We start from the raw sequence: 13,519 nt of genomic DNA, 5'->3' as shown, positions 1-13,519 counted from the left end.
TCTCTAGAATAAAGTTCTTGAGAGCTTTTTTTACTTCTATCAACTACCTACTACTTCCCTGTATTTTCTATTACAGGAAAAGACTCATTGATTTTAATTTTTCTTGTTTTCATGCGGTAGGACAACCAGTCTGTCATGGTTTTCTTAATCGCTTGTGTATCGTTACCGGTTAAGGTAGAATCCTTATAGCTTATAGTAAACACGTCTGTAGTGTCATACGTTTGTGTTAATAGATCTTTCTTAATCTCATGGGCATGTGCGATACTAGATAACTGCGGATATATCAACGCAGCCTCTTCACTTATCATGTCTAGTTTTTGCGTTTTACCATTAAGTATATCCAGCTCGTTTTGTAAGGCGATAATGCGCTGGTCTTTATTTTGCAATTGCTTTATATCGTTGATACGCTCTTCTTGCAGTTTTTCAAAATTCTCGTTTCCTGCAGTTAGAATCGTACGGCTACCTTGATAAATTTCTATTTTACTTTCTTCAAAGCCGTCTATTTTGGCAAATCTTGCTTTCCAGTCATTGATTAACGACTCTGGCACTTCTTTACCCAAAAGAGTTACATCTAGTTGTTTCTTTTCTTGATCCCATTCTGGTGTTGCTCTAGTACCTTCATAAATCATGTTTTCTTGAACAAATTTCTTTGAATCAATAATAAATTTTTGCTTTTCATACAATTGTATAAAAAACCAAATAGAAGGAGCCAAAACTATAAAACCTACTAGTGCCGCTATACGAGACGTACGTTTTCTTTTTGCCTCGTTTGCATATTTTACCATAGGAAACTGCAATAATTTACAAACTACATAGGTAGTAAGTGCAATAAAAACAGCGTTGATACAGAATAAATACATCGCCCCACCGAAGAATCCCCATTCTCCATTTGCAATACCAAAACCTGCCGTACACAACGGCGGCATTAAGGCTGTCGCAATAGCTACACCTGCAATGGCGTTAGAAATAGTCCCTTTTTTTGCCTTAGCAACTATTAGTGCCAGACCACCAAAAATGGCCACCAATACATCTAGAATGTTGGGCGCAGTTCTCGCAAGTATCTCACTTTCTGCCTCTTTAATAGGAGAGATAAAAAAGTACAAGGTCGCTGTAAGAAGTGACAGTACTACCATTACACCTAGGTTAGTAAGAGAACGGCGCAACATTTTACTGTCATTAATAGCCGTACCTAATCCCATACCTACTATAGGACCCATAAGTGGTGAGATAAGCATGGCGCCTATCACTACCGCAGTAGAATTAGCATTTAAACCTATAGAAGCCACCATGATAGAAAATATCAAAATCCAGGCATTATGTCCTTGAAAAGAGATATCCTTTCTTACAGAATCTATCGTTTCATGACGGTCAGAGTCCTCACGTATATCTAGAAGATTATGTAAAAACTCCATAATATTCTCCCAGATTCCAGATATCTTTTGCTTATTATCCTCGAGAACATTCTCTTCTACTTTATTCACATTCTGCTCTTCCATTAACCTATATTCTTACCATATTTTTCCATGGCTTTATTGCGTATTTCTTTGATCTCCTGCTCTGCAGTCATAGGAATAATCATCAACACATCATCTTGATCTACTACTATATAATTTTCTAATCCTTGAACGATCACCTTCTTACCAGCCGCCGTTCTTATCATATTTTTACTGGAATCTATCTCTGTAACAGACGCATTTACTACCGCGCTGTCCTTATCATTTTTATCTAGCTTTTCATAAAGCGAGCCCCATGTACCTAGATCATTCCATGAAAAACGTGCAGGTAGTACATAGACATCCTCACTTTTTTCCATGATCGCATAATCGACAGAAATATTATCGGCTTTTGGATAATTTTCTTCCAGCCATTCTGTTTCCTCGTTAGTATTAAAAACAGATAATCCATTTTTAAATAAAGAGGTTAATAGTGGTTGCGCTTTCGCGAAAGCGGAAACAACACTATCTACATTCCAGATAAAAATCCCTGCATTCCATAAAAAGTTACCTGCAGCAATAAATTCTTGGGCGGTTTTAAGATCAGGCTTTTCTCTAAATTGAGATACCTTTTTCACTTCACTTGCCTCCTTATTAAATTCAATATATCCATAACCAGTATTAGCGAATGTAGGCTGAATCCCTAAGGTCATTAACGCATCTGGATATTCTTTACAGAAATCAAATGCCGTATTAAGATCTTCATTAAAGATATCTTCTTCGGCTATATAATGATCGCTAGGTGCGACTATCATACTCGCCTGCGGATTCATTTTCTGTATCTTTAAAGCAGCCAGTAAAATACATGGAGCGGTATTGCGCATAGCAGGCTCTGCAACGATGTTGTCAAAGTTCATGTCGGGCAATTGCTCCTTTACAAGGTCTACATAGGCCTCGTTAGTTAATACTAATATGTGTTGCGCTGGGATTTGATGCTTTAATCGATCAAAGGTCATCTGTAAGAGTGACTTACCCATTCCTAACATATCGTGAAATTGTTTAGGAAAAGATTGCTTACTTACTGGCCAGAATCGAGAACCAACACCGCCAGCCATAATTACTGCGTAGTTGTTGTTATTCATAATGTCTTTAATACTTCTACTTGCGCGTTAGGTTGGAAAAGATACACTTTTCCGCTGCTTATTTCTACACAACGGTAGCGTTTACGCAATTTACTTCCTTTTTGGAATTTTCTACCGCTAGGTCCTAAAAAGATAGTCCCTTCTTGTATTTCAAAGATATAGCTTTTATCACTTTCTGGGTCGTATGATTTTAGGGCGACACTCATCATCGCATCTGTATCGCTACTCGCCTTAGGGTTTTTAAAATGTCGTGCCAGCACAGGTAGTAAATCCTTAGGAAAAACATCTGGTCTTAAAAAGGGCAACATCAGTTTTTGAAACGTATGTTTCCACTCCACTCCATGGGGCTTTATCTGTCTACCATACTTTTGAAAAGCCACTAGATGTGCTATTTCATGTACGAGAGTAATTAAAAAACGGTATTTGTTAAGATTTGCATTTATGGTTATCGCATGAGAACCGTCAGGGTTTTTGCGATAATCTCCATGCCTGGTCTTGCGCTCATTTACGATTTTAAGATGCACCTCATTTTGCTCCAATAATGCAGTTATCGGTGCTGCGGCAAGCTTGGGAAGATACTTCTCTAAAACTGACATTATTATTAAGTGCTATTCTTGAACTGCGATATTAAAAATAATTAGAGGGAAATCATCGATTTTACACCATTAATAATTTCTAAAATTTACAGTAAACTGATTATTTATAAAAGCATAGTCGTTATGTTTGTAAGTCAGTCTACGAAGTTATAGATTTATAAAATTACATTAAAAATTTAAAGTACAACAATGAGAAAAGAAACAAGAGAAAAAGGTTGGAATGACTTAAAGACTAACGATAGCTGGGCAACCTTTAAGATATTATCTGAATTTGTAATGGGATTTGAACGCATGAGTCGTATTGGGCCTTGTGTATCTATTTTCGGTAGTGCTAGATTAAAACCAGATAATGAATACTATCAACTAGCGACAGAGATAGCTGGTAAAATAGTTGATAATGGTTATGGAGTTATTACAGGTGGTGGACCTGGTATTATGGAGGCTGGTAATAAAGGAGCTCACCTAGCTGGTGGTACGTCTGTAGGTCTTAATATCGCATTACCATTTGAGCAACACGATAACCCATATATTGATAACGACAAGAGTCTAGATTTTGATTATTTCTTTGCTCGTAAAGTAATGTTTGTAAAGTACTCGCAAGGTTTTGTAGTGATGCCAGGTGGTTTTGGGACATTAGATGAGTTGTTTGAAGCTATTACATTAATCCAAACTAATAAAATAGGTAAATTCCCTATCATACTAGTAGGTACAGATTTCTGGAGTGGTTTACTGGACTGGATAAAATCTACTCTTGATAAAAAATTCTTTACTATATCGCCACAAGATATTGATTTACTACATGTAGTAGATACTAGTGACGAGGCTATTGAAATTATCAATGATTTCTACTCTAAATATAGCTTGAGTCCTAATTTCTAGAGTTATTGCAATTTAAAGTTCAAGTCTTTGTTATATTAAGAGGAAACTCTTGTGATATTTTTACATTAGACTTGAACTTCATTTTAAATTATCTATCATTCTATCAAAAGCAAATCTTAAACAGATTATGACTAAAAAGCTAGTACTTCTTTTGCTTTTGTTTACTTGTGTCCTTAACGCACAGCATAAAACAAATATTATCGCACATCTAGATAGCGATAAAGACTTGCTGTCTATAAATCAAGATCTGGAAATTCATAATGACAGCGATGTAACCTGGGATTATATTATACTTTTAGACTGGGCAAATGCATTTTCTTCTACAGAAACACCGCTAGCAACACGCTTTGCCGAAGATTTTAAAAACAAATTTCAGTTTGCAAATGAAGAAGAGCGTGGTAGAACAACTATCACTACAGATTCTAATTTTGACCAACATTACCGCATCGAGCGACTAGATGGTCAACAAGATATTATAAAACTTTATTTTAACGAGCCGTTACCACCTGGCACCACTCGCAACATCGATTTAAATTACACGGTTAAAATCCCTGAAGACGATTTTACTGGCTATGGGAAAAATTCTAAAGGAGAATATTCATTAAAACACTGGTACCTGCACCCTGCTCCTTTTAAAGATGGAGCTTGGGATTATTATTCTCATAAAGACCTAGATGATTTCTATGGCGCACCCATGGATTTTTCTATCTCTTTACACATACCGGCAACACATCGCGCGATAAGTAATATAACGACTGTTCAAGAAGCTTTACCAGAGACACGTCACAGTTATTTATTTACAGCAGACCATAATCGTGGTGTTATTCTTCACGTACTCAATGATATCGATATTTTTAAAACCTACAGTGTACCAGGCGTTAACATTATCACAGACATTGATGATACCGACGTACCTCTAGAAATGAAAGTGATTTTTAACGATAGAATCGCTAGTTTTCTTCAGACTAGACTAGGTGCTTTTCCCGAAAAAGATGTTTTTGTCTCCGACCGTTATTACCGTGAGAATCCTGTTTATGGATTGAGTTCTTTACCTAGCTTCATAAATCCGTTTCCTGCTGGTTTCACTTACGAGATTAAAATGCTCAAAGCATTATCTCGTAAATGGGTGGATACTGGCATCCATGTAAACCCTAGAGATGAGGCGTGGATACAACAGTCCATCATGGTGTATTTAATGATGCAATACCAGCAACTTTATTATCCAGATCTTAAAATAAGTGGTAAACTTAGCAATGTATGGGGATTAAGAGGTTTTAATGTCACCCAACTCAAATTTAGTGAGAGCTACCCACTACTCTATCTTAACAGTGCGAGACGTAACCTAGACGAGGCTGTTAACACGCCCGCAGACCAACTGGTAAAGTACAATCAGCAATTAGGAATCCCATTTAAGGCTGCCATAGGCTTAAATTTCTTAAACGATTATTTAGAAGGCAGTAGCCTTGAGAAATCTATAAGAGATTACTATACCGCAAATCATAATGCTTACACAGACGTTTCTTATCTTAGAAAAATAGTTCAACAAGATGCTTCTAAAGATGTCAACTGGTTTTTTGACGACTACATCACTACCCATAAACAACTGGACTGGACGATAAGAAACGTTCATAAAACTAAGGATTCTGTTTCATTTAAAATCAAGAATAAATCACAACTTAACATTCCTGTTCCTGTCTATTTACTGGATAATGATAGCATAATAGGTAAGAGATGGATAGAAGGAGTGAGAGGTGATAGTGTGATCTCGCTTTCGCGAAAGCGTGCCAACAGAATAGCTATAAACTATGAAAAGCTCATAACCGAGTTTAATCCACGTGATAATTACAAGACCCTAAAAGGCTTCCCTTCCTTAAACCGTCCGTTAGAATTCCGTTTATTTAAAGATGTGGAAGATCCAGAGCGTTCTCAAATATTTTTAATGCCAGATATAGAGTTCAACATCTATGACGGTCTTACTCTAGGAACACGATTTTACAATGGAAATTTATTACCTAAGCCACTGCGATACAGTATTAAACCGGGCTATGGAACTAATTCTAAAAAAATTGTTGGATCTGTTAGTTTGAGCTACGCACATCCTGTGCAAAATCGAGAAGAAAGACTGTATCAAGTAAGGTATGGAGTGAGTGCAAATACCTTTTCTTATGCTGACGATCTATTATACAGACGTGCAAGCGGTTTTTTACAATTCAGTTACCGTCCTAAAGATTTACGTAGTAATAAGAGACAGTCCTTAAGTTTTAGAAATGTTTATGTAGATCGTGATCGCGACCCATCGAGTCCAGTAGATGAGCCAGATTATAACGTTTTCAGTATGAATTTCTCTCATTCTGATAATAATTTGAAACGTGTTTTTAATTATAACATAGGAACAGAGGTCTCTAGTAAATTTACCAAAGCAACTTATAGAATGCGATGGCGCAAGCTGTTTAAAAATAACAGACAGCTAGATTTTAGAGTTTTTGCTGGTGCTTTTCTATCCAACAATTCTCAGTCTAACGGCGATTTTTTCTCCTTTGCACTCGACAGACCCACAGATTATTTATTTGATTACAACTACTACGGTAGATCTGAAGATAGTGGTTTATTCTCTCAACAATTAATCGTGGCCGAAGGTGGTTTTAAATCTCAATTAGAACCAGCATTTGCAAATCAATGGATCACAACTGCAAATGGATCCTATAGTTTATGGAATTACATACATGTTTATGGAGATGTAGGATTTGTAAAAAATAGAGATCGTGACGCAAAATTTGTCTACGATTCTGGAATCCGTTTAAATTTATTACAAGATTATTTTGAGCTGTACTTCCCTGTTTACAGTAATAATGGATGGGAAATGGGGCAAGATAATTACGACCAAAAAATACGTTTTATAGTCACTCTAGACATTAACACTTTTGTAAAACTTTTTACCAGAAGGTGGTATTAGCTTTGTATTGTAACTCGCAGGTTAAAATTGTACCTTTGCGGTAATGGAAAAAACGATGCAAAACTCAGTTAACGGACAACAGCAACTAGCTAGAGAAGACTTTAAAGAAGAACTACTTAGTGATTATAAGGTGGCGGTAACCAGTAGAGAATGTAGTCTCTTAGGTCGTCGAGAAGTTCTTACAGGTAAGGCTAAGTTTGGAATATTTGGTGATGGTAAGGAATTACCGCAGCTAGCATGGGCGAGATCTTTTGAAAATGGAGATTTTAGAAGTGGCTATTATCGTGATCAAACATTTATGATGGCGATAGGAGAACTTACTATCGAGCAATTTTTTGCTGGCCTTTATGCAAATACCGATATTAATGATGAGCCTATGAGTGCCGGTCGCCAGATGGGTGGACACTTTGCAACGCACAGTCTTAATGAAGACGGTAGCTGGAAAAGACTCGTTGACCAGAAAAACTCTAGTGCAGACATTTCTCCTACCGCTGGACAAATGCCTAGATTATTAGGTCTAGCACAAGCATCTAAAGTTTATAGAAATAATGACCTTATTGCAGCAGACAACGGTTTTTCTAATAAAGGAAACGAGGTTGCATGGGGTACCATAGGTAATGCGAGTACAAGTGAAGGTCATTTCTGGGAGACATTTAATGCTGCCGGAGTTCTTCAAGTACCGATGGTAATAAGTGTATGGGATGACGATTATGGAATCTCAGTACATGCAAAACACCAGACTACCAAAGAGAGTATCAGTAAAATACAAGCAGGTTTTCAAAGAGATGAAAAACACGATGGTTTTGAAATCATGGTGGTTAAAGGTTGGGATTATGTCGCTCTAGTAGAGACTTATGAAAAAGCTAGCAAAATTTCAAGAGAACAACACGTACCTGTATTAATACACGTGGACGAGCTTACACAACCACAAGGACATAGTACCAGTGGATCTCATGAGCGTTACAAAGATGAAGACCGTCTTAAATGGGAACGTGAGTATGACTGTAACGTTCAATTTAGAAAATGGTTGATCGACAATGATTTTGCGACAGAAGAAGAACTTTCTGAACTAGAAAAATCCATAAAAAAACAAGTAAGAGAAGGAAAGAAAGCTGCATGGAATGCTTACTTAAATCCTATTACTACCGAGCGTGATGAGGCTGTAACTCTTATCAATGTGGTTGCAGACATTTCTTCAAATGGTGTTTTTATTAAACCACTTGCTGAAAAGCTTAAAGCAGAAAAAGAACCTTATCGCAAAGATACCTTTGAAGCTGTAAGAAAAACTTTGAGATTTACTCTTCAAGAAAAGCACGATGCTATTACAGCATTGAATAATTGGCTTACTCAAAACAAAGAAAGAGTACAAGAAAAATACAGCAGCAATTTATATAGTGCATCTATAGAAAAAGCCATTAACGTAGAGGCAGTTGCCCCTATTTATGATGAGACTAGTGAAGACGTAGATGCAAGACTTATTATGCGTGATAACTTTGATGCCTTATTTGCAACCCATCCAGAAATCATGGTTTTCGGTGAAGACGCTGGTCGTATAGGTGATGTAAACCAAGGTCTAGAAGGCATGCAAGAAAAGTATGGCGAGTTAAGAGTAGCCGATACTGGAATAAGAGAAGCAACTATACTAGGTCAAGGAATAGGACTAGCTATGCGCGGATTAAGACCTATAGCAGAGATTCAGTACCTAGATTACCTACTATACTGTTTACAATTAATGAGTGATGACCTTGCTACGGTTCAATACCGTACAGCTGGTAAACAAAAATCTCCAGTAATTATAAGAACTAGAGGGCATAGACTAGAAGGTATATGGCACAGTGGTTCTCAAATGGGTGGTATTATTAATCTAGTGCGTGGTATACATGTTCTCGTACCTAGAAATATGACCCAAGCAGCTGGTTTTTACAACACACTTATGGCAGGTGATGAGCCTGCACTAGTTGTAGAATGTCTTAATGGTTACCGATTAAAAGAAAAATTACCAGTGAATCTTGGAGAATTTAGAACTCCTATAGGTAAAGTAGAAACTCTAAGAGAAGGAAAAGACATTACTCTAGTATCCTACGGTTCTACTTTAAGAATAGTAGAAGAAGCAGCGACAGAGCTAGAAAGAGCTGGTATAGATGTAGAAATTATAGATGTACAATCACTTTTACCATTTGATTTAAACCATGAAATTGTTGAAAGTGTAAAGAAAACTAATAGATTATTAGTAATCGATGAAGATGTACCTGGTGGAGCTAGCTCTTACATCCTACAAGAGATCGTAGATGTACAAAACGCGTGGCCACACCTAGATAGCAAGCCACAATGCATAGCTGCAAAACCACACAGACCAGCTTATGGAACCGATGGTGATTACTTCTCAAAACCTAGTGTAGACGACGTTTTTGACAAAGTTTATGACATTATGAATGAAGTAAACCCTACTAAATTCCCTAAGCATAGCTAATTTATGGCTGTGAACGATAGACATATTTCCAGTAAGTGGCGTCGTAAGATTCATGAAGTCATTTATGAAGCAGACACGCCTGCAGGAAAGTTTTTTGACATTCTACTACTAGTAGTCATCATAATCAGTCTTGTACTGGTTATGGTGGAAAGTGTCCCTGCTTATGGAACAAAATATGCTCAAGAATTTATTATTGCAGAGTGGATCATTACCATATTCTTTACTATAGAATACATACTTAGAGTTATCTCTATTAATAAACCCACTAAGTATATATTCAGTTTTTACGGTATGATAGATTTATTATCGACCATACCACTTTACTTAACTTTCTTCTTCGGTGGGCTCAATGCCCTACTGGCAGTAAGATCTTTAAGATTACTTAGAGTATTTAGAATATTAAAAGTAACTCGCTATATAGGCGAGGCAGATAAGCTGAGCAAAGCTATAAGATCTAGCGGTCCTAAAATTGCCGTTTTCCTATTTGCTGTACTCGTAGTTTCTATAATCATGGGAACACTTATGTATCTAGTAGAAGGTCCTGAGAGTGGTTTTGTAAGTATACCAGTGTCCATTTACTGGTGTATAGTAACGTTAACCACTGTAGGTTTTGGTGACATCGCACCTGTGACACCATTAGGTCAGTTTCTTGCGACACTAATTATGATTATGGGTTACGGAATCATAGCTGTACCTACAGGAATAGTAAGTGCAGAATATACTCAAAGTAAAAAAGAGGATAATGCACCAGAAAATGATTCTGAATACCGTCATGTAAACACTCAAATTTGTCAGAATTGTCACTGTCAAAAACACCAAGACGGTGCTGCTTTCTGTCATAAATGTGGATACTCCTTAGATGAATAATAAGACCCTTTTATGCATAGTAGGTCCTACTGGAATAGGTAAGACTGCTTTAAGTATCGCTTTCGCGAAAGCGTACAAAACATCCATCATCTCCTCAGACTCTAGACAGTTTTACAGAGAAATGACTATAGGAACAGCGGTACCTGAACCTGAAGAACTGGAAGCGGCAACCCACTATTTTATACAAGACAGAAGCATTCTTGAAGATTATTCTGTGGGCGATTTTGAGAGAGATGTAGTAGAATTATTACCTACGCTTTTTGAGAAAAATGATGTCGTTATTATGGTAGGTGGTAGTGCTCTTTATGAAAAAGCAGTTACTCATGGCTTGGATAAATTTCCTGACGTATCTATAGAGATTCAAGAATCTTTGAAAAAAGAATTTGAGAGTAAAGGGCTCTCCTGGTTACAAAAAGAATTGCAACAAATAGATCCAAAATACTACAACACGGTAGATATTCACAATGCTCATAGATTATTAAGAGCCGTAGGTATATATCGTGCAAGTGGTGATAAAATGAGTGACTTAAGATCTGGCGATGCTCAAAAAAGAGATTTTAAAGTAGTTAAAATAGGACTCGAAGCAGATCGTGAGGATTTATACGATCGTATAAATCGTCGTGTGGATATCATGTTAGAAAGAGGACTTGAAAAAGAGGCTCACGAACTTATAGTCCACCAACATCTTAACGCGTTACAAACGGTAGGCTATAAAGAATTTTTCGGCTATTTTAATAAAGAATATAATCGTGATGAAGCCATACGATTGATAAAACGTAATACTCGCAGGTTTGCCAAACGACAGTTAACCTGGTATCGCAAAGACACCTCTGTAAAATGGTTTCACTATGAAACTCGCCATACAGAAATTGTACAGCGAGTTAGTAGTGATTTACTTATGGGGGATAATCTTAATTAATAATCTACCTGATCTTTAACTAATAAACGGAAACCTTCTCCGTGAATGTTAACGATCTCTACATTATCATCTTCTTTAAGATATTTACGTAATTTTGCAATATATACATCCATTGATCTAGATGTAAAGTAATTATCATCTCTCCATATTTTAGTTAATGCTAGTTCTCTAGGCATTAAATCATTAAGGTGAAGAGCAAGTAAACGAAGTAATTCATTTTCTTTAGGAGAAAGTTTTACTGGTTCTTTTTCACCTACAGATAAGAATCTCAACTTAGAATTTAAGTGAAAACTACCTATCTGAAATTCAAATTCTTTTGAATCTGCTAGACTATCCTGACCCTTACGTTGCATGATGGCTCTTATTTTCATAAGTAACACTTCACTATCAAAAGGCTTATTCAGGTAATCATCTGCACCTACTTTGTAACCTCTCAATACATCTTCTTTCATCGCTTTTGCGGTTAAGAAAATAATAGGCACTTCTTCATTCTTTTCTCTAATCTCCTTTGCAAGTGTAAATCCGTCTTTATAAGGCATCATTACATCAAGAATACAAAGGTCGTAATTATCTTTCTTGAATTTCTCAAATCCTTCCATACCATTTTTAGCATGTGTTACATCAAAGTCATTCATTAAAAGATAGTCTTTTAATACCGTTCCAAAATTTGGATCATCTTCTACAAGAAGTATTTTTTTGTTCTCAGTTTCCATAAGTAATTATTTTAAAATTAAGTTATTATAGGTAAATGAATACTAAATGTACTTCCCTTACCTTTTGTACTCTCTACATGGATCTCTCCATTGCAGTCGTCTAGAATTCTTTTAGAATAAGCTAGACCTAGACCATGTCCCTTCACATTGTGAATATCACCAGTATGTTCTCTAAAGAACTTTTGAAATACTTTACGTTGTGCTTGTTTGCTCATTCCTATTCCTTGATCTCTAACTTTGATCACAAGTTTATCTTTCACATTTTCAGTAAACACATCTATAACCGGGCTACCCTCAGTATATTTTATCGCGTTTTCTAAAACGTTTACTATTACATTAGTAATATGACTCTCATTAACGAGTACCTCTGTTCTCAATGCTCCAAAATGAGTTTTCACTACTCCACCTCTCTCTTCTAGTATTAATTGGATATGAGAAATACTATCTATCATGATATCATCCATATCATGACGTTCTTTTTCTATATTTAAATCGTCTTTCTCTAATTTAGAAATACGTAACACATTTTCTACCTGACTGTGCATACGTTTATTTTCTTCACGTATCATCCTATGGTAATTTGCTACTTTTTCAGGATCTGAGGATATTTTAGGATGCTTTAAGGAGTCTAATGCTAAGTTAATGGTAGCTATAGGCGTCTTAAACTCATGCGTCATATTATTTATAAAATCTGTTTTTATTTGAGAGATTTGTCTTTGCTTAAAAATTTGCTTTATGGCATTAGAATAAGCTACGACTATTACTGTAGTAAATATAAGTGATAATAGAGCCATTCCTGTTATAGAAGAAAGAATGTAAATTTTTCTATCAGGCATGCTTATATATAACTCATACGGTTCTGTATCTAGGTTACCATTTTTATAAATAGAATAAGCCCAAGTCCCACTAGGTATAAAATCAAAATCATCGGACTGAATACGTGTAGCAAAACCATCTTGATAAATAGCAAACTCAAACTCTGTTTCTATAGATCGATTAATTAATTCTTCTTTTATTATAGACCTTAACTCTTCTTTACCTATACGCTGTGAAATAGGTAGTAGACTGTTATAATTGCTTATTATCTCGGCATCTAATTCTTTCTTATACTTATCTAATTGAGATAGTTCTTTAAAGGTCTTCTTTTTCTTGACAGAATCAGAACCTTTAGCTAATGAACTCTTTTTATTAAGCAGTTTATTAAAAGTAAGACTATCTAAATCTAAATCCAATAATTGCGGATTCAGTTTATAATTTTCATTAATTAAACTATTACTATAGGCCGATGTTTCATCAAGATTTTGATTGCGTTGTATAAGCATTAACTCACTTATCGTTCTAGAATCTGGCTGTACTCCCAGACTATCCCTAATGTGATCTAGGACATTATAGACTTTTTCTACTTCTCGATTATCTAATTCTGAAGATACAGAAACTAGCGTCTGACTAACTGCAAATGAAAATTGATCTTCCTTATCATTAACACTATTGATAATCCAATATATCTGGACCACCACAATACCTGCTAAGGATAAGCTCATCAAAGC

General features: G+C 36.0%; 10 protein-coding genes. 5 read left to right on the top strand and 5 right to left on the bottom strand.

Features of this window, described 5'->3' with window-relative positions:
* Positions 1-50: 50 nt before the first annotated feature.
* The 3 genes from ABJF08_RS11695 to ABJF08_RS11685 are packed head-to-tail and all read right to left on the bottom strand — an operon-like array spanning position 51 to position 3,174.
* The gene (locus ABJF08_RS11695; protein ID WP_348116409.1) at positions 51-1,496 is read right to left on the bottom strand and encodes a DUF389 domain-containing protein; all 1,446 of its coding nucleotides are present in this window, start codon (positions 1,494-1,496) and stop codon (positions 51-53) included.
* Entirely contained in the window at positions 1,496-2,575 is a 1,080-nt protein-coding gene (locus tag ABJF08_RS11690) for a mannose-1-phosphate guanylyltransferase (RefSeq protein ID WP_348116408.1), read from the bottom strand. Before ABJF08_RS11690 ends, ABJF08_RS11695 begins: the two co-directional genes overlap by 1 nt.
* A complete protein-coding gene (locus ABJF08_RS11685) occupies positions 2,572-3,174 on the bottom strand; it encodes a SprT-like domain-containing protein (protein WP_348116498.1) in 603 nt (200 codons plus the stop codon). The genes ABJF08_RS11690 and ABJF08_RS11685 overlap by 4 nt, the downstream gene beginning before the upstream one ends.
* Before the next feature lie 186 nt (positions 3,175-3,360).
* Here ABJF08_RS11685 and ABJF08_RS11680 point away from each other — a divergent pair, with 186 nt between their 5' ends.
* From ABJF08_RS11680 to miaA, 5 genes are all read left to right on the top strand, one after another.
* Entirely contained in the window at positions 3,361-4,050 is a 690-nt protein-coding gene (locus tag ABJF08_RS11680; protein ID WP_348116407.1) for a TIGR00730 family Rossman fold protein, read from the top strand.
* A gap of 127 nt (positions 4,051-4,177) precedes the next feature.
* Positions 4,178-7,003 carry an aminopeptidase gene (locus tag ABJF08_RS11675; protein ID WP_348116406.1) on the top strand — a complete coding sequence of 942 codons (2,826 nt, stop codon included), beginning with the start codon at positions 4,178-4,180 and terminating at the stop codon, positions 7,001-7,003.
* A gap of 55 nt (positions 7,004-7,058) precedes the next feature.
* Entirely contained in the window at positions 7,059-9,473 is a 2,415-nt protein-coding gene (locus tag ABJF08_RS11670) for a thiamine pyrophosphate-dependent enzyme (protein ID WP_348116497.1), read from the top strand.
* A gap of 3 nt (positions 9,474-9,476) precedes the next feature.
* Positions 9,477-10,340, top strand: coding sequence for an ion transporter (locus tag ABJF08_RS11665; RefSeq protein WP_348116405.1), 864 nt, complete (start codon positions 9,477-9,479; stop codon positions 10,338-10,340).
* Entirely contained in the window at positions 10,333-11,259 is a 927-nt protein-coding gene (gene miaA, locus ABJF08_RS11660) for a tRNA (adenosine(37)-N6)-dimethylallyltransferase MiaA (protein ID WP_348116404.1), read from the top strand. The genes ABJF08_RS11665 and miaA overlap by 8 nt, the downstream gene beginning before the upstream one ends.
* Here miaA and ABJF08_RS11655 read toward each other — a convergent pair.
* Entirely contained in the window at positions 11,256-11,972 is a 717-nt protein-coding gene (locus ABJF08_RS11655; RefSeq protein ID WP_104515401.1) for a response regulator transcription factor, read from the bottom strand. The two genes, miaA and ABJF08_RS11655, sit on opposite strands and share 4 nt — an antisense overlap.
* A 17-nt stretch (positions 11,973-11,989) precedes the next feature.
* Positions 11,990-13,513, bottom strand: coding sequence for a HAMP domain-containing sensor histidine kinase (locus tag ABJF08_RS11650; protein WP_348116403.1), 1,524 nt, complete (start codon positions 13,511-13,513; stop codon positions 11,990-11,992).
* Positions 13,514-13,519: the final 6 nt, after the last annotated feature.

Source organism: Nonlabens sp. (assembly GCF_039941875.1).
In the GTDB taxonomy this organism is placed as follows: Bacteria; Bacteroidota; Bacteroidia; order Flavobacteriales; family Flavobacteriaceae; genus Nonlabens.
Note: the sequence above shows the minus strand (reverse complement) of the source record. Positions and strands in the feature narration are given on the sequence as shown.

Excerpts from the sequence above, each read along its gene's own strand:
- ABJF08_RS11670 (WP_348116497.1), top strand. The coding sequence starts at position 7,059 with ATGCAAAACTCAGTTAACGGACAACAGCAACTAGCTAGAGAAGACTTT.
- ABJF08_RS11680 (WP_348116407.1), top strand. The coding sequence starts at position 3,361 with ATGAGAAAAGAAACAAGAGAAAAAGGTTGGAATGACTTAAAGACTAAC.
- ABJF08_RS11695 (WP_348116409.1), bottom strand. The coding sequence starts at position 1,496 with ATGGAAGAGCAGAATGTGAATAAAGTAGAAGAGAATGTTCTCGAGGAT.
- ABJF08_RS11690 (WP_348116408.1), bottom strand. The coding sequence starts at position 2,575 with ATGAATAACAACAACTACGCAGTAATTATGGCTGGCGGTGTTGGTTCT.
- ABJF08_RS11655 (WP_104515401.1), bottom strand. The coding sequence starts at position 11,972 with ATGGAAACTGAGAACAAAAAAATACTTCTTGTAGAAGATGATCCAAAT.
- ABJF08_RS11650 (WP_348116403.1), bottom strand. The coding sequence starts at position 13,513 with ATGAGCTTATCCTTAGCAGGTATTGTGGTGGTCCAGATATATTGGATT.
- miaA (WP_348116404.1), top strand. The coding sequence starts at position 10,333 with ATGAATAATAAGACCCTTTTATGCATAGTAGGTCCTACTGGAATAGGT.
- ABJF08_RS11675 (WP_348116406.1), top strand. The coding sequence starts at position 4,178 with ATGACTAAAAAGCTAGTACTTCTTTTGCTTTTGTTTACTTGTGTCCTT.
- ABJF08_RS11665 (WP_348116405.1), top strand. The coding sequence starts at position 9,477 with ATGGCTGTGAACGATAGACATATTTCCAGTAAGTGGCGTCGTAAGATT.